Consider the following 18,885-nt stretch of genomic DNA (forward strand, 5'->3'; position numbering starts at 1 on the left):
GGAGATCACCGGCGAACCTATCGGGAGATCACCGGCACGAATCGTCCCGGAGGCCGCGCCAGGCAACGGTTTGGGGCTTCCTTAACTTTTATACATAACTTGGACTAACTCTATGAATAAAAGAAGAGGGTCGAGCGTCGCTGCTCAAAAAACGAGCACCGGCTCATCCGAGGCTGCAGAAAGCCGGTATCCAGAAAGGCAAGCCGGGCTGATCGGCAAGGTCATCGCCGTGCTGAACCAGAAAGGCGGCGCTGGCAAGACGACGCTTGCCACGCACCTGGCGGGCGAGCTGGCGATGCAGGGAAGCCGCGTGACGTTGCTCGATGCCGATCCACAGGGCTCGGCCTTGGACTGGGCTCAACGGCGCGCTCAAAGCGGCGAGGAACGGCTTTACGGGGTGTTCGGGTTGGCGCGGGATACGCTGCACCGGGAAGTGCCAGGGATCGCGATGGATGCCGACTACATCGTCATCGACGGCCCACCCCGGGTCGCGGCGCTCGCACGCTCCGCTTTGCTGGCCGCCGATCTGGTGCTGATTCCGGTACAGCCGAGCGCCTACGACGTGTGGGCCACGCAGGAGATGGTGAGTCTGATCGCCGAAGCGAGAGTCTTCCGGCCGCAGCTTCGCGCGGCCTTCGTGATCAACCGGCGCGTCGTCGGAACCGTGATCGGCCGTGAGGCCAGGCAGGCATTGGCCGATCAACCATTTGCCGCGCTTCCGTCTGAGATCTGCCAGCGCATCGTATTTGCCGACAGCGTGGCCGCTGGCCTGCTGGTGAGCGAAGTGACGCCGCAGTGCGCGGCTGCGCGCGAGATCGTGGCGCTCGTGCAAGCGGTGCGGGAGGTGTTGGGATGACTGCGCCTACACCATCGAAGGCATCGCGCCGCGCACCGATCGGGCGCAGACCGGCAGCCGATCCGGCGACAGCCTGGGTGCATCGGGAGAACGATGGCGGCGCTGCCGTCGAGCCCGCGAAAAGCACCGTGTTCACCGCACGGCTCACCATCGACGTGACGCCTGCGCTGCGTGGGCGCATCAAGGTGATCGCGTTCGGACGTGGCATCACAGCGGCCGACATGCTGCGCGAATTGCTGGAGCGGGAGTTTGCGGAGGGCAGAGCATGAGCATGCGGAATGCAAACCGCGCGTCAACCTCGAAGCGGCCTTGGCCTCAGGCGGCGCAGCCGCAGCAGCCGATCCACATGAGGGTTTCGCTCGCCTTCGTTGAACATCACGTGAACGTCTACTTGCGCTTCGGCAAGCCCGTGCGCGAGATCAAGCTGGACCGCCGGCGGCGCGTCGCGGTGCTCGCGCAAGCTGCGATCTGCTGCCGGATTAAGTGGATCGGCAACGACTACGGCACCGCACTCTGGCAGCTCATGGTGCTACAGGCGCCGATGCCGTTCGACCATATGCAGCAAGACGCCCAGAGGATTGCTGGCGTGTCGCCGGGCGCGCGCATCCTGCTGCGCGCCGGCGGCGAGCAGCAGGTCAAGGCCGTGCTCGACCTGATCGACGACATCGAGGCTGCAGGGATTGAACCTTCTGACGCTGCGGCCACCTACTGGCGCACTGTCGGCAATCGCCTGGGTGTACGCCTGCCGCTGCCGGCATACACGGCCGAGCGCCATGCGGCGCACGTTGCGCGCGGAGCGCTGCGATGACGCGGGCCATGAAGCGACACACATTGCTGATCTGCATCGGTGGTTGTCTTGCAGTACTCGTGTTGCCAATGCTGGTCCGGTTTCAAGCACGCATCGTCTACAACCCGAGCGACAGCGTCGCGCGCGGTTGGTACCGCATCACGACCGATGTCGACTCTGACTCGCTGCGCGTTGGCAGGATCGTGCTGGCCCGGCTTCCATTCGAAGTAGCCGCGTTTGCGGCACAACGTGGCTACCTGCCCGAAGGCGTGCCGATCCTCAAGCGCATCGGCGCCGTCGCTACGCAACTTGTGTGTGTTCGGGAGCAGGTCGTGCGCATCGACGGCGCAGCTGTGGCGACCGCTCGTGCGCACGATGGCAAGCATCGTCCGTTGTCGGCCTGGGCACAACACCGGGCCCTCGGCGACAACGAACTGTTCCTGCTCAGCGATACGAATCCGGCGTCGTTCGACAGCCGCTACTTCGGCCCCATCGACGCATCCGCCGTGCTCGGCATTGCGACGCCCCTGTGGACGTGGAGCAAGTCATGAGATGGACCCATCCGGCACATCGTCGCTGCGTCACGCCCGTGTCCGACTTGCCGCCAGCCAGGCGCTCACGCATGCACCGAGGTCGCAACGTTCGTGCTCCGATGCTGCATCCCACCGAAAGCCAGCCATGCCGCCGTACTGCAACCGAAGCAATGCTCCGGCTGGACTCCAACATGCGCGGGACCAGGCGCCAGCGTGCAGCACCTGCTGCACCCTCGCAGCCTTCCAGGCTGCGCTGCGCACCCCGTGCGCGGCTGGCGGGGAGGCGGAGCCGGGAGCGGATGCGAGGGGCGAAGACAGAGGGCCAGATAAAAGGGGTGGCACGTCGCGCCCTTGCAAGCCAGTCTGCACGTGGGTTTGGCTCGGCACCGCGAGGGGCCTCGCATGTGCCGTGCGAACACGGAAACCGGCATGGCTGCGGTGTTTGCCGCGTGCCGTCTGCGATGGCGTGCGCCACGATGCGCTCGGGGCTTCAGCTTGGCCGGCCGTGACGAGGACCGCTTTCGCGTCAAGCCAGGGGCACCGAAGTCGCGTGGGGGCGCCCGATCACAGCGCTTTGTTTCGCAGGTGCTCCAGCAGGTGTCGAAGGCTGGAGCGAAGCGCTCTGGCAGGAATGCGGGGAAGCCTGCCAACACCTTCGGCCGAGGCCGCGTCGCGGCCACCATGGCGGGCCGTCGTCTGGGGGCGAACGCCCGGCGCGTGATCATCAAGAGCCGGTTCGTGGTGCTACGGCGCGCCAGTCCGAACTCTGTGGCTGTCCATCTGCGTTACATCGAACGCGATGGGGTCACGCGCAGTGGTCAGAAGGGCCAGGCCTATGGGCAAGATGCCGACACGGCCGACCTGAAAGCTTTCCAGGAGCGCGGGCAGGGCGACCGTCATCAGTTCCGCTTCATCGTCTCGGCCGAGGATGGTCTGGAGCTGGAAGACCTCAAGGGCTTCACCCGTCAGCTCATGCGCCGCATGGCGATCGATCTGGAGACGCGACTCGACTGGGTTGCCGTCGATCACTGGGACACGGACAACCCGCACACCCACATCGTGCTGAACGGCCACACAGGGGACGGGAGTGATCTCGTGATCGCCCCGGACTACATGGCGCATGGCATGCGCAGGCGTGCCAGCGAGATCGCCAACGAGTGGCTAGGTCCGCGCACGGAACTTGAGATCCGGCAGGGCCTCATGCGCGAGGTCGAGCAGCAGCGGCTGACCAGCCTGGATCGGGCGCTGATCCGGCAAGCAGGCCCGGACGGCGTCGAACTTGAGGGAGTGTCACCGGATCAGCAGCGCCAGAATCTGTTGCGTGCGCGGCTTCAGCGGCTCGAAGGCATGGGGCTGGCCGAGCGGGTGGACGCGAATCGGTGGAAGGTCCAAGTCGGTATGGCGGCCACACTCAACCGCATGGGAGAACACGCAGACGTGCTGGACACCATGCGCCGGGCGCTCAAAGGCCTGCAACGTGAATTGGTGGTCCATGACGCAGGAGGCGCTAACGGCGCCACCGTGATTGGCCGCATCGCTGGCAAGGGGTTGGCCGATGAACTGCATGACCGCGGCTATCTGGTCGTGGATGGCGTCGATGGACGAGCGCACTACCTGAGACTGCCGGTCGGTGCCGATCTGACTGAGCTTCCTGTGAATGCTGTCGTGGAGGCCAAGTCGCCGGGGCAATTAAAGGCAGTGGACCGCGACATCGTGGCCGTGTCGGTAGATGGCATCTACAGCACCGCAAACCATCTGGCTCAACTCAAGCAGACTGCGCATCGCGATCCGCAGGCCACCGTTGACAAGCACGTGCGCCGGCTCGAAGCGCTGCGGCGCACCGGTGTGGTGGAGCGCATGGCAGATGGCATCTGGAAAATTCCGGATGACCTGATGCGGCGAGCGCAGCAGCACGATGCGCAGAAGACGGCGGGCTGGGCGATCGAACTTCGCTCGCACCTGCCCATCGAAAAACAAGTGCGCGCCATGGGGGCGACTTGGCTGGACCGCAATCTGGTCGCTGATGGCCGCGTGGCAAATCAAGGTTTTGGCGCCCAAGTGCACGATGCGATGCGGAGCCGGGTGGATTTTCTCGAAGACCAAGGTCTGGTGGAGCGTCGGGGCCAGCGCGTCGTCCTCGCTCGCAATCTGCTGGCAGCCCTGCGCGACCGCGAACTGGTGACCGCAGGCAAGAGGCTCCAGGATCAAACCGGTCTGAGCTACAGGCCGGTGCAAGACGGTCAGCAGGCCAGTGGTGTGTATCGCCGATCTGTCGAGCTCACCAGCGGTCGCTTCGCCATGCTCGACGATGGGATGGGTTTCAGCCTGGTGCCATGGCGGCCGGTGATAGAGCCGCGCCTAGGGCAGCAGGTCTCAGGGGTGGTGCGTGGCTCGTCTGTGACTTGGCATATCGGACGGCAGCGCGGACCATCGGTGTGAAGCGGCGTCGCCAGTTGTGGAGACAGCAGCTGCGTTCGAACCGCTAGATTCGCATCACTGGGCTGACGCGTCAATGCCTGACTATGGCACCACCCACCCAATACGTCCAACGGCCGACGAGCAGCAGGTTGAGTTCTAGGCTGCCGGCGAACACGCAACTTTGAACGTCGGCCCAGCAGCTGCGGCTTTTCATATGAAAACTACGTACGACTCAGATCGGCCAGATACGGACATTGAGGCGCGTCACAGGATTCACTCAACGGGTTTCGAGTATCGATTTCGTGCTTATCAAAGCAAAGACCAAACTGAAAGCGTTGTGGATCTGGTGGAGTACGAGTCTTCGAGATCAATCGGTCAGAGACTGTCTAACAGACTGATCAGAAGATGTCACGATCTGCGAGCAGCTAGATCAGGGCCACTGCTATCGGGGGGCCCCCTCGGTAAAACGGAATCCGCCGTCTGCCGGCTTCTCATTCGCAAGCCGCGCTTTCAACTGTTGCAAGCATGACCCTTCTTGTCCCCCTTGCATGCTCGCGCTTAAAGTGCATCCAGCACGCGACTCCCTTTACGTCGAGCGCGCAATTTATAGGCGATCCCCCATCGCAGCGATCCTTTCCCAAGGTCTTCGGCATCAAGGCGATGACGATCTGCCGGCTGCATGACCCCCAAACCTTTCATCAGGAGCTACCAACATGTTGGGAACCAAGCTTTACGCGCCCGGCGACGTGCGCATCGAAGAAATGCCCGAGCCGACCATCCAGAAGCCGACGGACGCAACCATCCGCCTGGCCGCCACCTGCGTCTGCGGCTCGGACCTGTGGCCCTATCGCGGGCTGAACCAGATCGCCGCGCCCATGCACATGGGCCATGAATACTGCGGCACCGTGGTCGAAGTTGGCAGCGCCGTCACCTCGGTCAAGCCGGGGCAGTTCGTCGTAGGCTCGTTTTGCCTGTCGGACAACACATGTCCCCACTGCCGCTTCGGCTTTCCGTCGTCCTGCGTGCAGCGCGAGTTCATGACCGGCGCGCAGTCGCAGTTCGCCCGCGTGCCGCTGGCCGACGGTACGCTGATCGCGCTGGACCAGCAGCCCGACGACGACCTGATTCCGAGCCTCCTCGCCGCCTCCGACGTGCTTGGCACTGGCTGGTACGCCGCCGTGGCGGCCCAGGTACAGCCTGGCTGCACCGCCGTCGTCGTGGGCGACGGCGCGGTCGGCCTGATGGGTGTGCTGGCCGCCAAGCAGCTCGGCGCTGCTCGCGTGATCGCCATGAGCCGCCACAAGGCACGCCAGGAACTGGCGCTGGAATACGGCGCCACCCACATCGTGGCCGAGCGCGGCGACGACGGTGTGGCCAAGGTCAGGGCGCTGACGGACCAGATCGGCGCCGACGCCGTGCTGGAATGCGTCGGTACCAACGAGTCCATGCACCAGGCCCTGGCCATCGCGCGCCCGGGATCGATGATCGGCTACGTCGGCGTGCCGCACGGCGTGGAGTTTGATGGACAGAAGCTCTTCTTCTCCCAGACCGGCATGCTAGGTGGCCCTGCCCCGGTGCGGCGCTTCCTGCCGCATCTGATCGAGCTCATCATGGCCCGCAAGATCAACCCTGGCAAGGTGTTCGACCTGCAGATCCCGCTGGCCGACGTCGCCGAAGGCTACAAGGCCATGGACGAGCGCCGCGCCATCAAGACGCTGCTGCGTGTGTGATGGGCCGCACGATTCAGGCCAACCAAGGAACCATGAAATGAAGGAACTCACCGTCGTCGTCGGCGCTGGCGGCATCGGCCAGGCCATCGCTCGCCGCATCAGCCAGGGGCGCCACATCCTGGTGGCCAACCACACCCAGAGTTCGGCGGACGAAGCCGCCAAGGTTCTGGAGAACGCAGGCTTCGAAGTCACGGCCATGCAGGCCGACGTGTCCGACCGGGCCCAGGTACAGGCCGTGGTCCGCAAGGCGCAGTCGCTCGGGTTAGTCAAGGCGCTGATCCAGGCGGCTGGCGTCTCGCCGAGCCAGGCCCCCATCGAGGCCATCCTCAAGGTGGACCTATACGGTACGGCCGTGCTGCTCGAAGAGTTTGGGCGGGTCGTGGTCGAGGGCGGCTCGGGCATCGTGATCTCCTCCCAGTCGGGCTATCGCATGCCGGCGCTGACCGCCGAACAGGATGCGCTGCTGGCCACGGCATCTGCCGAAGATCTGTTGAAGCTGGACTTTGTCAAGGGCGTGCAGGACACACTGCATGCTTACCAGATGTCCAAGCGCTGCAACTCGCTGCGGGTGCGCGGCGAGGCGATCCACTGGGCCAAGCGCAGCGCGCGCGTCAACGCGATCAGCCCCGGCATCATCGTGACCCCGCTGGCGCATGACGAGCTGAATGGCGAGCGTGCGGCGTTCTACCAGGGGATGCTGAAGAAGATGCCCGCGGGCCGCGCCGGCACACCGGACGAGATCGCGGCGTTGGCCGCGTTCATCATGGGACCCGAGGGCGGCTTCATCACCGGCAGCGATTTCCTGATCGACGGCGGCGCGACGGCCAACTTCTTCTATGGTCCCGAAGCGCAGGCCAAGGAGCCATATAGAGCCACCTAGCTTCTCGAAAGGGCCTCTTTGTGGATTCGCTAACTTCCGCTTCGGGCCCAAACCGTGATTTGGCAGTCGTCTTTGGATGTCCGCTATTCAGCGATTTCTGCCATCAAGTGATCATCGCAAAAACGATAGTTCTTGGGCGATCCGCGCCCTTTCACGCCAGTCCTGTCACGGCACCAAGGGTGATCGTCCTCCAAGATCGGGGCAATGCGCTCGACCTCGGCCACCAAAAAGTCCCGTATATCCCGAGATTAACCGTTGAGGTGGATTGCCTTACCTCGCTACCTGGCGGGCGTTCCCTTTGCCGACGCCTTTTTGGTCAGCACCTTCTTCGGCGGAGCCTTCTTCGCCGGAGTCGGGGAGAGCGCGCGCTTGGTCAGGTCAATGCCGATAATCTTAATTTCTTCGACGCTGGGGTGCGCACCGGTCACCGACGCCCAATGATCCTGGAGGGCCGTCACAAGCCCGGCGAAGTTGACCCACTTCTTGTTGGGTAGTTGCCAGCGTTTCTGCACGCCACGCCAGACCAACAGGTAGATTCCACGGACGGATGCATCGTCACGCAGGTAGTCGCCCGCGAGCTGATTTTCCAGTCGCTCGAAGAGGGTGGAGCCTGACCAGTTGTCGGCGATCTTCAGCTCTGTCGGCACGGGGCCGTTGAAACCAGTAGTGGTCCACCAGAGGTCGGGTCTCTTCGCATCGGGCAGTTCCAGTTCCTGCGGAATCACGTATCGTCCGCGCGCACGGTCGTTACACCACGCGCCGATCAGGTTTCTGAGAACGGTCTCTCGTTCCGCGTTGATCACCACGCTGGCAGTGCTGTCGTTGCCGTCCTCCAAGTGATGCTTGTAGTCGAGCAAACGCCACACAGCCAGGTCGAACAGCTCGCGGTGGTTGGCCGGCATGCGCTCGTACTCGGAGTCGAATTGGCTGACCTGCGTGGCAATCCACGGCGGACGCTCGCTGTCCATCTCAGCCTTGGTCCGGGCTCGGAGCATGAACCAAGGGCGCGCGTTGGGTTCAGGGTGGCGTTCGGAGATTTCCTTCAGCGCCAAGTACGCATCGCGTCCCGGAATCTCGCCCAAGATGTTCACCAACCGTTCGCGTGCGTCCTGGGCGTTGTCGCGCAGGCCGGGTGAGTAGGCCCCTTTGTTGGCGCGTTGGACGTCCTCGCCGGATCGGACGTGCTCGTGGACGAGGATGTACAGCCGCCTCAACACCGCGGGCGTGCGGAAGGCCTTGCGCGCGCGCGACGCCATGTGGCGCCCACCAAGCAGGTCGGTAACGTAGGTCATCGTGAAGACAGTACGCTCGTTCGAGTGATCCAGGGCCGCCAGATGGCCCTCTACCGCGTCGATGGCCGCATCGGGGTCAACGCCCGTCCAAACGGCGGCCCAGAGCGCCAACTGCCTCGGGCCGCCGACGGCCGCCAGCTTCTCAGCAGCTAACGCGGCAAGCGACGCGTCGGGCAGGTTGGATGCCAGGACGATGTCCACCATGTGCTGCAGCCGCTCGATGCCCTTGGGCGGGTGGATGCGGAGTAGTTTGAGGATGTCGGGGCCAATACTGTTCCATAGCCAATCACCGACTCTGCTCAGGTCGTAAACGATGTACTGGCTGGGCGCACCCTCTTCGTCCCTTTGCAACTCGAAGGCGACCTCGGTCAGCGCCATCGACTTCACAACGTCGGGATGGGCAGCCGACAGCGCTGCGAACCAGGGTGGAAACCCGTTGAGTTCTCGCATCGCGTAGCGGAACGCCACCGAAGCCTCAGCGGCCGTCAACTTCCATGGGAGCCTGGGATCTTCCGCGGCTTCGATGTTCAGACCAGCCAAGCCAAAGAGATCAGCGACCGACGCGGAGCCCTGCGCAGCGCCCTCAGAGACCAGCTTTGGCTTATATCGGCGCCAGAAGCGGACCATGCCATCGCGGAACGCTCGGGGCGTCCTGGGGCCGAACTCAGGCTCTAGGTCTCGCCAGTTCCCGATGCTCCACCGTGAGCTATTGTTCCCCTCCAAGTTCCGCATCCGGTCGTACAGGTAGTACTGCGATTTGGACACGTGTGACGGATTCTTGAAGCCTGGGTCCCGCAGCGTCTCCAGCTGACCCTCCAGCTTTGCCGACGCCTCCAAGCGTGCCTTCTCCAGCTTCGCTTTGTGTGCCTCGGCCTTGCGGCTCCAGCGCTTGTTCTCGAGCTCCATGCGCCTCCACGCGGCATCCTTCTTGGGCGGCGTCAGCATGCCGGCCAGTCGGGCCTTGAGGTGCTCGTCAGCAGCAACGGAGGCCTTCAATGTCGCGAGGCGTTCAGGTTCACTGCCTGAGTGCAAGAAGATCCTGTAGGCAAGCGTCAGCGCGACCTCCTTGTCGTCGGCCAGTCGCTGCTCGGTGATGGCCTGCACAGCGCCGTCGAAGTCATGCGCGCCGAAGCGCACGTAGGACGGCACCGCCAGCGCCATCCAGGCGTCGACAACCCTCTGGCCCTTCTTCTGCTTGGTCTTACGCTCCTGCACGATGACGTGCCAGAACAGAGCCCAGTTCAACGCCGGCCACTTCTGAACTAGCTCGGCCAAGCCGAGCTGTTTCACGTCAAAGGCGCGAACGTTGTAGTTACCGTCGATCGGCAGCACGTGAAGGACTGAGAGCGCGCTCCGCTTCAGCGTCGCGGGATCACGCGCGTCGATCAGGCGGCGCACGACCACGCCGGCGCACTGCCGCAGCCATTGGTAGCGCTTGGAGATTTCGCAGTAGGTCCGCTCGATGACGGGCCTCTTGGCCAGGAACGCCTGCAGTGGAACGATGGCACTAGCAGCCAAGTCAATGTCGGCACGTTCGAAAAAATTCGACAGCTCTTCGGACAGGCCCGTGCCCTCGTATTGGTCGTACTCGACCAGCCGCGGGATACATTCCAGGAGCCACGCCAGTGTTTGCACGTCTGGCGTCGCGATGTGGCTGACTAAGTCCGCCATGCATTTGCGGTTCAGGCGACCGACCTCTTTCGCGAAAGCTTCGCGGATCGAAGCCATGTCCTTCGACGTGCCTAACTCGGCAACCGCCCGGAACGCGGCGATCCGAGCGTACTGCCCTGCAGTCGGCGAGCGTGCCACGCGCAGGACCTCTGGCAGCGCCTCGGCCAGACGCCCCTGCCAGACCATGCGCATCAGGAACGTGGCAATGTCTTCGTTGTCGGCGTGCTTCTTAGCCAGGCGACGCACCGTATCGACCAGATCGGGCGCGGCGAAACGCTGGATGGCCGCGAAATCGGCCATGGAGCGTCGAGACGTGCCGCTGACTAGCTGCTTGCAAACCTGCTCGAGGATCTCGCGACGGACGTCGACGGGTAGTTGCACTGGGTCACCGCCTTCGAAGACGATCTCCGGCGCCAAACGGCGCACCTTCTCAAGAATACGGCTGTCGCCCATGGCCATCCACGGCAGCAACGGCCGCAGCGACGGCACCACGACCTCGAGACCGTATTGGTCCCGGAAGAACAACTCTTCGACCTTACGGCGCGAAACCTCTTGGCGGAGCAGCTTGAGAAACCACTGCGCCGCCAAGTACTCCTTCACCGACCGATGGTGGAAGCGCACCGTGCTGTAGATGTCCTGGTCGAATATTGGTCGTTGCAGTAACGCACCCAGATCGGCGGGTTGCCAGCCCTTGAACAGGTCGCGAACGTCGAACCCTTGCACGCCCTTTCCAGCATCGGGCACACGAATGTTTTGAACCTGGGTCAGCATCAGCGCGCCGGCGATGATTTGGGCGCCTTCAAGCGCCTGGTGATCCGATAGGCCCCGTGCCTCGACTCGTTCCTGGCTGGTCTCCTGGAGCCGCCGCTTGATGCTGTTTTGCATGAGCTCGAGCCGAGTACCGATCCGACCGTTGTCCTGCCAGTATTCAGTCACTTCGATCAAATCCTGGGGCCGAACCGTGAAGGACCAGGCGTCGGCACGATCGATGTCATCCAGGAACTTCTTCGTGTCCGTGATGCCCTTCGCGCACGCGAAGATCTCGATCTGCCCAGGCGACAGATGCTGCAGCGTGACGATCTTGAACGTGGACCTGTCGGGCTTCGCCCGCTCGGTGCTTTGGCCGCCCCCGGCGTCCTCTCGGCCTGCGGTGAGTTCGTTGGCAACCGGGAAAAGGCTGTTGCAGAGGTCCAAGTCCGATTTCGGGCGCCAAGCTGCCGCCCGTCCCGTAAGGAGTAGGTGCGTACGCTGCTTCGCCTTCGAGATCCGTGCTGCTACCTTCCGGATGGCCAGTTCAAAGTCCTGCGGCGAGCGGAGCCGTGACTCGTCAACAGAGTCGAGCAGCAGCCAACCAGGCTCCGGCGATGCCAGCCATTTCTCGAACTCTGCAAGATCACCCTCAACAAAGGCTGAGTCGAAATCGTGAGCCACATGCTCGAGGCGCATAAAGAAGGCCGCCTTGCCTTGCTCCCGAAGCTGGCAGGTCGCGTGTTTGATCTCTTCGGTCTTGCCCGATCCCCCTTCTGACAGAATGACCACACGAAGCTCATCCAGAAGCGCTGGCATAAGCAGGGTCTGGCTGCCCGGGTAGAGGTTTTGTGCGTCTTCGGCCGGCTCCTTGATCAGCAGTTCCTGAAAGGTGCGGTGCAATTGGATGTGCATGAAGAGAAGGATACTTCGCACTCGATGGCGACATGCGGGCCGAACTGGCCTCGGCATGCATAGGCCGGAGGAACCGCCGTCAGCCAAAAGCAAACATTGAGCAATGAGATACGAGGGTTCGCTCCTGGCCGCAGGCGGCCGTGAGGAGCTTCCGTTCAGCCTTCATTGTCGCCATTCAGATTGACCCAGCCGGCCTCCATTGATGCCAATCAAGGCAGACCGTTTGGAATGCGTTAACACCTGAGGGCGACCGGATGCCGAGCACTTCGAGCGCCTCATTGTTGGGGCCGAATTCCGCTGCTTTCGGGCCATATGTGACTTCGCCGCCTCCGAACACCGCGCCACCATGTGAACCTGCGCCCCCAAAGTACTCGGTCTCGACGCACATGAGGTAGCCGGCCGTGGATGCAACGGTGACTTGCAAGTCTGCTGTGACGCGCGCCGGATTTTCCCAGGTGATCACCTAAATTTAAGATGAAAACCGAAACCAGCAGAAACGGGGGAGAAGCGTTCGGCACCTTGCGGTCGATTTTCAAGCTATGCCTCGCTACTCCCGCATCGTAAACACAACCGAAAGATAGCTCACCGGGCCTTCCTCGATCGCATCAATGCCATGAAGGGCGGTGGCATCGAACTGCAACGAATCGCCCGGGGTCAGCCTCACCACCTTGGCGCCGTACCGGTAGGTGACGCGGCCGGTGAGGAGGTGAAGGAACTTCACGCCGGGATGCTGGAAGGTCACGTAGGGCTCCGCTTGCGGAAGCAGGGTGACCAAGTAAGGCTCGACGAATAGGTTGCCCGAGAGCTGATGGCCCAGGAGTTCGTAGCGGTAGCCGGCCACGGCGCCGACGCGTTCGACCAAGATGCCCTTGCCTGCGGGCACATAGGACAAGTCCGTCCGGTTGGTCTGATCGCTGAAGAAGCGGGAGACGGGCACGTCCAGACCGCGGGCGATTCGGTCGAGTGTCTCGACGGAGGGGGATACCAGGCCGCGCTCGATGCGCGAGAGCATCGACCGGGAGACACCGGAGATGACGGCGAGTTCGCCGCCTGAGGCGCCGGATGCAACGCGCAGCGCTCGAATCTGGTGTCCGATACGGAAGGCGGAATCACTGCGAGTCGTTGCGGAGGCGGGTATGCGGGGGCGCAAAACCGACGCTGGCAGCCGGAAAGGGCGAGCGGTCGGCAATGGGGAGGCAATACGGTCGTCGCCCATGAGCTATGTCCGAAAACCGATTGGCGACGGAATCCAAGATTTCATGGCATCTCCAGATGACAGAAGGACAACACATTATGTGTCGTTTAAGACGTTTCCTCCATAGGCACATTCGAAGAACCTGCGAGTCTTATGACGGCAGGCAGCAAACTCAAGACGCGACCCAAAGCGCCACCGAGTGTTTTGCCGAATGCCGTTACGCTCGCGCTCGGAAAAAGGCTTCGTTCTCTCCGCGAAGAGTCAGGCATGACCCAGGTCGAGCTCGCGTTCGACGCGGAGGTTGAGCGCTCTAGAATTTCTAAGATTGAGCGCGGTCACGTCAATCCTTCGCTGTTGACACTGGCGACGCTTTGCTACTGCCTCAAAATCACGCTGCCCAAGCTTTTCGACGGGGTCAACGAGACTTTGGCGCCGACATGGGATGGCGGAAAACCGCGCAGAGCCAATCAAGCTGTGTTAGGGCTACCTGCTGAGAGGGTGACGCGGCGCAGGTAACGTTGGCGCGATGAGTTCGATCGCTAGATTCGAGCGGGGACGTGGGATGACCCTTGATGTGTCTTTCTGCGCCAGTGTGATGTTCGATTTGAGTGAGCGTATTCGAACAACATTGCCTCAGCTGATGGTGGTCAGTCATTCGTGCAGCGCAACTTTTGCGATGGGGCGCTGACGAAGACGGCGAGGTGATGCAGCCGGACTTCGCATTGCGACACAAGCTCGGCAGATGTTCAGAGAAGAGCTCTAGCTGTCGAGCCCGGATGGCGAAAGCGCCTCGTCTGACTGCCCGTGCCCGTAAATGGGGTCACGGGGTGCTCGTCGGTCAAGCAGAGTCTGATCGATGAGACTTTGTCGAGCGACCGCTTTGGTTCAGTTGCGCATTCGTGTAGGAGGCTTGTCGAAATCACGCGGTGCGACTGCGCGACCCCATAACAGGTGCTTGGGATGCAACGACGTTGCCCTATCTGCAAGGGAAATCCAACAAAAATTGATCTGCGATTTGCAGCCCGATTGCATGGCGAGCAAGCCTTGCGCGGGGACTGGCCTTCTTGGAGCATTCCGGCATCTTGCCGTATCCAAGAAGGTCTTTATGAACATCGTTTCGTCATCTTCCAACTCACACCGATGGGCCTGTTTGCTGCTGCTTTCATGCGCATGGGTGGGCGCTGCGTGCGCGCAGGAAACCTATCGCATCGCGACGGAGGGAACGTACCCACCGTGGAGCTTCAAGGATGCCCAGGGTGTCTTGCAGGGCTGGGATGTCGACATCGCGAACGCACTGTGCGAAAAGATGAAAGCACGCTGCGAGATCGTCGCGCAGGACTGGGACGGGATCATCCCTGGCCTCATGGCGCGAAAGTACGACCTGATCGTCGCGAGCATGGCGATCACGGAACAGCGCCGACAGCGCGTGGCCTTCTCCGACAAGTACAAGGAGACGGTGTCCCGCTTCATTGCCAAGAAGGGCACGCCGCCTGATGTGAGCCCGGTGGCACTCAAGGGCAGGTCGGTCGGTGTCCAGCGTGGTTCCATCCAGGCCGGCTACCTGGCGCAGACCTACAAGGACGCCGACATCAAGTTCTACGACACGCCGCAGGCCGCCGAGTTGGACCTGGTCGCGGGGCGGGTCGACTACATCCTCGGAAACATGGTGACCTACTACGTGGGGTTCATGAAGACGCCCGCAGCCGACGGCTTCGCTTTCACAGGGCCTGATCTGAAGGGCGGCCTGCTGGGCGATGGCAACGGCATCGCCATGCGCAAGGACGATCCATATCTCATGGTCAAGGTCAACGCCGCGCTCTCAGCCATCCGAGCCGACGGTACGTACGATCGCATCACGGCGAAGTACTTTCCGTTCAAGCTCATGTGACGGTCGGCACATGAATATGAACATGCTCCATGGCTTCGGCGGCCAGTTGCTGCTGGGTACGCTCACCACCTTGCAATTGGCGCTTGCCTCTCTGGTGGTCGGCATGCTCCTGGGCATTGCGGGTTGCTGGCTGCAGCTTTCCGGCCACCGCGCCCTGCGGGCCGTGGGCTATGCCTACGCAGCGGTGATCCGGGGCGTACCTGATCTGCTGGTTGTCTTTGCCGTTTTCTTCGGCGGCTCGATGACCCTTGCCACTCTGACGGGCCGCTATGTCGAGGTCAATACCTTCGTGGCGGGCGTGGTCGCGTTGGGTCTGTCTTTTGGCGCTTACGCAGCCGAGATCATCCGCGGCGCATTGCGATCGGTTGCGGTCGCGCAGCGCGAAGCCGCCAGGACGCTGGGCATGACGCGGCCGCAGACACTTTGGACGGTCGTTTGGCCGCAGGCGGCGCGCGTCGCGCTCGCACCCTTTGGCAACCAGTCGATCGTGCTGCTCAAGCAGACATCGATCGTCTCCATCGTGGGCTGCGACGAACTGATGCGCAAGGCCTCGGAAGCCGCGGGAGCCACCCGTGAGCCTTTCACGATGTACCTCGCAACCGCCTGTATCTATCTGGTGCTGGCTGGTGCGGCCACGCTGTGCCTGGAGTGGGCGGAGCGCCGAAGTTCTCGCGCATACGCCCTTTGAGACGCCATGTTCGATATCAACATCCTCGGCGCCGCCATACCGGCGCTGGTGAAAGGGCTATGGCTCACACTGGCGCTCACTGCATGTGTCATCGCGCTGGGCACGCTGCTGGCGTTTCCTGTTGCGCTGGCCAAGAACGCCCGGTCCGCGGGACTGCGCGCAGCGGCCAACGGCTACGTGCTCTTCTTCCGAGGCACGCCGTCCTTGCTGCAGATCTTCTTGCTGTACTACGGCGCGAGCCAGTTCGAGGTCCTTCGTCATTCGCTCATCTGGCCGGTATTGCGCGATCCGTTCTGGTGTGTCGTGATCGCACTCGGACTGAACTCCGCCTCTTACACCGGGAAAACCTTGGCCGCCGCGCTGGCTGCGGTTCCAAGGGGAACACGCGAAGCTGCGCGCGTGCTCGGCTTCAACAGGCCGCAAGCCTTCTGGCTGATCGAGCTGCCACTGGCGGTGCGAACGGCACTGCCCGCCTTCGGCAACGAAATCATCCTGACCTGCAAGGCCACGTCGCTCGGCAGCACGGTGACCCTGCTTGAGCTGACCGGCACCGCACGCCTGCTGACAGCCGAGACCTATGCGCCTTACGAGATTTTTCTGGGTGCAGGCATCGTCTATCTCGTTCTCAACTACAGCCTGATGCTGGGGATGCGCATGCTGGAAACCTCTTTGAGTCACTCACACCAACTGGAGCACAAAGCATCATGAGATTCATCACCCTGGGCCCGAGCGGCAGCAATCATCAGTACGTGCTGCACCGGTACCTCGACTTCCATGGCATCCGCGAACTCGCGACCATCGACCTGGCGGTCGACTTCGACCAGGGCGCGCGGGCGGTGCTGGACCGACGCTCGGACTTCCTGCTCCAGTGCGCTGTTCATCCGGCCACCATGGCAACGGTCGCGCGATTCTTCGAAGGCTTGTACGTGATCGACACCTTCATCTCGCCCAGTCAGGATCTGGCGATCATCCAGCGACGCGGTGCAGAGCGTTCGAGATCACTGGCGGTGATGCGCCCGACGCTCGACTATGTCGACGCGAGCCAATGGGACCACATCGAACTGGTGGGCACTGTGGCGGACGTCACGGCCGGTCTGGCCGACGGAACCTACGCTGCAGGGCTCGGCTACGCGGCTGTCGCGCAGAAGCATCCCGAGCGCCTGCAGGTGACGCAGTTCATCGGCACCGTCGACGATGCCTGGATCGTCTACGGACGCACCCGTGTGAGCGGCGGCGGCATGATCGCATGGCGAGAGAGTCCTGCGGCTGCGTGCTATCGCGAGTCGGAGTGAGGATGAGCGTGCTCACTTCACCGGCGGTCGTGTCCGTCGTCGGCTTATCGAAGCATTTCGGCGCCCAGCAGGTGCTCAGCGACATCTACCTGACGGTCGAGGCCGGCGAGCGCGTCGTGGTGTGCGGTCCGTCGGGCTCCGGCAAGTCGACGCTGGCGCGCTGCATCAGCGGTCTGGAAGGCTACGCGCGTGGAAGCGTGATCGTGAACGGCACGAAGGTGTCACCGGACATGCGCCATGCCGATCTGGTTCGCGCCAATGTCGGCATGGTGTTCCAGCAGTTCAACCTGTTCCCGCACCTGACGGTGCTCGATAACTGCACGCTCGCTCAAACATGGGTTCGGCATCGCCCCCGGAAGGAGGCCAGGCAGATTGCCCTCGAGCATCTGCAGAAGGTCCGCCTCGTCGAGAAGGCTTCGGCCTATCCCGCACAGCTCTCGGGCGGTCAACAGCAACGTGTAGCCATCGCGCGGGCGCTGTGCCTGAACCCGTCGGTCATGCTCTTCGACGAAGCCACCTCGGCACTCGATCCGGAGACGGTCAAGGAAGTACTCGACACCATGATCATGCTCGCGCGCGGCGGCATGACGATGATCTGCATCACCCACGAGATGGGCTTCGCGCGCGCAGTCGCCGACAAGGTGGTGTTCATGGAGAGCGGGCGGATCGTGCAGGAGGCGACTTCCGACGTGTTCTTCGGCGAGCGCTCGGATCCGCGCATCCGTGCCTTCCTGAGCCAGGTCTTCTGAGCAAGACAGTCACTCAACCACTTCAAGGAGAATGACATGCGATATCTCACTCGCGCGAACGTGCTGCGGCCGGTTGTTTCACTCGCTGCTGGGTCCCTGGTTCTGTGGTCGGCACAAGGCCTTGCCCAGGTTGCCCCGTCCCAGGACTTCTCGAAACTTGTCGAGCTGAGTGCCACCCGGCTGGACGTCTCCCGCAAGGTGGCGCTGACCAAGTGGGACACGAATCAACCCATTGCAGATCCGCCGAACGATCCGCGGGAGAAGCAGGTGATCTCCGCCGCGGCCGACGAAGCCACGCGCCTTGGACTCTCGGGCGACCTGGCGTCCGCCTTCTTTGCGGACCAGATCGAGGCGAGCAAGCTGGTGCAAGTCGCACTCATGGCCGAATGGCGGCGCGCGGGCCAAGCGCCCGCGGAGCCAAGGGCGGATCTGAAGACGGAGTTGCGCCCCGCACTCGACCAGTTGCGTTCTCGGTTCATCGGTGAGCTGATGGCGACGCAACGACTGCGCGACGCGCCCGACTGCAAAACCCGCGTGGCGAATGCCGCACGAACGCATGCTGGAGCTCACCGTCTGAGCCCGCTCTATGCCATCGCGCTCGACCGCGGATTGGCACGCGTTTGCGGCGACTGAAAGGCGGCGTCGATCAGCGGTCGACGGGGAAGGGCGGCAGTTGGCGTTTCAACCGCCGCCCCTACCTGATTTGGTAGTTATGTGCCCCCGGCATCGGGTTGACGATGGTCAGGCCGCATGGTGCGGTCAAGGGGCATTTCATGAATACGCTGCTGATCGACAACTACGACTCGTTCACCTACAACCTCTACCAGTATCTGGCCGCCTGCAACGGCAGCGCGCCCATCGTCATTCGTAACGACGAGATGGACTGGGACGGTATTCGACAACTCGAGTTCGACAACATCGTGATCTCGCCGGGCCCGGGACGTCCGCAGCGCCCGGAAGACATCGGCGTGACCGCGCAGGTGCTGCAGCACAGCGATGTGCCTGTCCTCGGCGTCTGTCTGGGGCACCAGGCCATCGGCCACTTCTGCGGTGCCACAGTGGGTATCGCGGCGCGGCCCATGCACGGCAGGCTGGACAAGGTCACGCACTCTGCATTCGACCTTTTTCGGGGCGTGCCCAACCCCTTCGAGGCGGTCCGGTATCACTGGCGGATTCAACCGGTCGATGCAACACATTCGCTGAACATCTCAGCTGGTGTGTGGAAGCCGAGCGTCTTGCGCGGC

16 protein-coding genes and 1 pseudogene are annotated in these 18,885 nt (G+C 62.9%); 15 read left to right on the top strand and 2 right to left on the bottom strand.

Translation table 11 applies throughout. The annotated features are described in order from the left end of the window. The first annotated feature begins 112 nt into the window (after positions 1 to 112). The 7 genes from parA (at position 113) to AC07PZ_RS31370 (ending at position 7,204) form a co-directional block, all read left to right on the top strand. Complete coding sequence (gene parA, locus AC07PZ_RS31340; RefSeq protein WP_495299095.1) at positions 113 to 856, top strand: ParA family partition ATPase; 744 nt, start codon at positions 113 to 115, stop codon at positions 854 to 856. Beyond that, on the top strand, positions 853 to 1,125 hold the full coding sequence (locus tag AC07PZ_RS31345) for a chromosome partitioning protein ParB (RefSeq protein ID WP_495299096.1): 273 nt from the start codon (positions 853 to 855) through the stop codon (positions 1,123 to 1,125). The genes parA and AC07PZ_RS31345 overlap by 4 nt, the downstream gene beginning before the upstream one ends. Positions 1,126 to 1,202: 77 nt before the next feature. After that, entirely contained in the window at positions 1,203 to 1,664 is a 462-nt protein-coding gene (locus tag AC07PZ_RS31350) for a DUF2840 domain-containing protein (RefSeq protein ID WP_495299097.1), read from the top strand. An 8-nt stretch (positions 1,665 to 1,672) separates the two neighbouring features. Continuing rightward, on the top strand, positions 1,673 to 2,194 hold the full coding sequence (locus AC07PZ_RS31355) for a S26 family signal peptidase (protein ID WP_495299098.1): 522 nt from the start codon (positions 1,673 to 1,675) through the stop codon (positions 2,192 to 2,194). 477 nt (positions 2,195 to 2,671) lie between these two features. Beyond that, the gene (locus AC07PZ_RS31360) at positions 2,672 to 4,615 is read left to right on the top strand and encodes a DUF3363 domain-containing protein (RefSeq protein ID WP_495299110.1); all 1,944 of its coding nucleotides are present in this window, start codon (positions 2,672 to 2,674) and stop codon (positions 4,613 to 4,615) included. Positions 4,616 to 5,307: 692 nt separating this feature from the next. Then, positions 5,308 to 6,324, top strand: coding sequence for a zinc-dependent alcohol dehydrogenase family protein (locus AC07PZ_RS31365; RefSeq protein WP_495299099.1), 1,017 nt, complete (start codon positions 5,308 to 5,310; stop codon positions 6,322 to 6,324). A 37-nt stretch (positions 6,325 to 6,361) separates the two neighbouring features. Beyond that, positions 6,362 to 7,204: an SDR family oxidoreductase gene (locus AC07PZ_RS31370; RefSeq protein ID WP_495299100.1), complete on the top strand. Its 843-nt coding sequence runs from the start codon at positions 6,362 to 6,364 to the stop codon at positions 7,202 to 7,204. Between the two features lie 278 nt (positions 7,205 to 7,482). On the opposite strand, the gene hyoA is transcribed toward AC07PZ_RS31370, so the two are convergent. Beyond that, entirely contained in the window at positions 7,483 to 11,829 is a 4,347-nt protein-coding gene (hyoA, locus tag AC07PZ_RS31375; RefSeq protein ID WP_495299101.1) for an NACHT domain-containing antiphage protein HyoA, read from the bottom strand. 547 nt (positions 11,830 to 12,376) lie between these two features. Next, positions 12,377 to 12,913, bottom strand: coding sequence for a helix-turn-helix domain-containing protein (locus tag AC07PZ_RS31380; protein ID WP_495299111.1), 537 nt, complete (start codon positions 12,911 to 12,913; stop codon positions 12,377 to 12,379). A gap of 315 nt (positions 12,914 to 13,228) precedes the next feature. On the opposite strand from AC07PZ_RS31380, the gene AC07PZ_RS31385 reads away from it, so the two are divergent. The 8 genes and pseudogenes from AC07PZ_RS31385 to AC07PZ_RS31420 form a co-directional block, all read left to right on the top strand. Then, positions 13,229 to 13,540, top strand: coding sequence for a helix-turn-helix domain-containing protein (locus AC07PZ_RS31385; RefSeq protein ID WP_495299112.1), 312 nt, complete (start codon positions 13,229 to 13,231; stop codon positions 13,538 to 13,540). A 514-nt stretch (positions 13,541 to 14,054) separates the two neighbouring features. After that, positions 14,055 to 14,912 (top strand): ABC transporter substrate-binding protein, encoded by an 858-nt coding sequence (locus AC07PZ_RS31390; protein ID WP_495299102.1) that lies wholly within the window; start codon positions 14,055 to 14,057, stop codon positions 14,910 to 14,912. Between the two features lie 16 nt (positions 14,913 to 14,928). Next, the gene (locus AC07PZ_RS31395) at positions 14,929 to 15,600 is read left to right on the top strand and encodes an ABC transporter permease (RefSeq protein WP_495299103.1); all 672 of its coding nucleotides are present in this window, start codon (positions 14,929 to 14,931) and stop codon (positions 15,598 to 15,600) included. Between the two features lie 6 nt (positions 15,601 to 15,606). Beyond that, the gene (locus AC07PZ_RS31400; RefSeq protein ID WP_495299104.1) at positions 15,607 to 16,308 is read left to right on the top strand and encodes an ABC transporter permease; all 702 of its coding nucleotides are present in this window, start codon (positions 15,607 to 15,609) and stop codon (positions 16,306 to 16,308) included. Next, a complete protein-coding gene (locus tag AC07PZ_RS31405) occupies positions 16,305 to 16,892 on the top strand; it encodes a hypothetical protein (protein ID WP_495299105.1) in 588 nt (195 codons plus the stop codon). Before AC07PZ_RS31400 ends, AC07PZ_RS31405 begins: the two co-directional genes overlap by 4 nt. Positions 16,893 to 16,894: 2 nt before the next feature. Next, positions 16,895 to 17,641 (top strand): amino acid ABC transporter ATP-binding protein, encoded by a 747-nt coding sequence (locus AC07PZ_RS31410; RefSeq protein WP_495299106.1) that lies wholly within the window; start codon positions 16,895 to 16,897, stop codon positions 17,639 to 17,641. Positions 17,642 to 17,677: 36 nt separating this feature from the next. Then, on the top strand, positions 17,678 to 18,274 hold the full coding sequence (locus AC07PZ_RS31415) for a chorismate mutase (protein WP_495299107.1): 597 nt from the start codon (positions 17,678 to 17,680) through the stop codon (positions 18,272 to 18,274). Positions 18,275 to 18,414: 140 nt separating this feature from the next. Beyond that, positions 18,415 to 18,795, top strand: a pseudogene (locus tag AC07PZ_RS31420) (anthranilate synthase component II); the annotation flags it as partial. Positions 18,796 to 18,885 lie beyond the last annotated feature (90 nt).

It is taken from the genome of Variovorax sp. GW821-FHT10B04 (assembly GCF_059415645.1).

Coding starts and splice junctions, on each gene's coding strand:
- AC07PZ_RS31405 (WP_495299105.1), top strand. CDS start 16,305: ATGAGATTCATCACCCTGGGCCCGAGCGGCAGCAATCATCAGTACGTG.
- AC07PZ_RS31395 (WP_495299103.1), top strand. CDS start 14,929: ATGAACATGCTCCATGGCTTCGGCGGCCAGTTGCTGCTGGGTACGCTC.
- AC07PZ_RS31415 (WP_495299107.1), top strand. CDS start 17,678: ATGCGATATCTCACTCGCGCGAACGTGCTGCGGCCGGTTGTTTCACTC.
- AC07PZ_RS31400 (WP_495299104.1), top strand. CDS start 15,607: ATGTTCGATATCAACATCCTCGGCGCCGCCATACCGGCGCTGGTGAAA.
- AC07PZ_RS31355 (WP_495299098.1), top strand. CDS start 1,673: ATGAAGCGACACACATTGCTGATCTGCATCGGTGGTTGTCTTGCAGTA.
- AC07PZ_RS31345 (WP_495299096.1), top strand. CDS start 853: ATGACTGCGCCTACACCATCGAAGGCATCGCGCCGCGCACCGATCGGG.
- AC07PZ_RS31365 (WP_495299099.1), top strand. CDS start 5,308: ATGTTGGGAACCAAGCTTTACGCGCCCGGCGACGTGCGCATCGAAGAA.
- AC07PZ_RS31370 (WP_495299100.1), top strand. CDS start 6,362: ATGAAGGAACTCACCGTCGTCGTCGGCGCTGGCGGCATCGGCCAGGCC.
- hyoA (WP_495299101.1), bottom strand. CDS start 11,829: ATGCACATCCAATTGCACCGCACCTTTCAGGAACTGCTGATCAAGGAG.
- AC07PZ_RS31410 (WP_495299106.1), top strand. CDS start 16,895: ATGAGCGTGCTCACTTCACCGGCGGTCGTGTCCGTCGTCGGCTTATCG.
- parA (WP_495299095.1), top strand. CDS start 113: ATGAATAAAAGAAGAGGGTCGAGCGTCGCTGCTCAAAAAACGAGCACC.
- AC07PZ_RS31350 (WP_495299097.1), top strand. CDS start 1,203: ATGAGGGTTTCGCTCGCCTTCGTTGAACATCACGTGAACGTCTACTTG.
- AC07PZ_RS31390 (WP_495299102.1), top strand. CDS start 14,055: ATGGCGAGCAAGCCTTGCGCGGGGACTGGCCTTCTTGGAGCATTCCGG.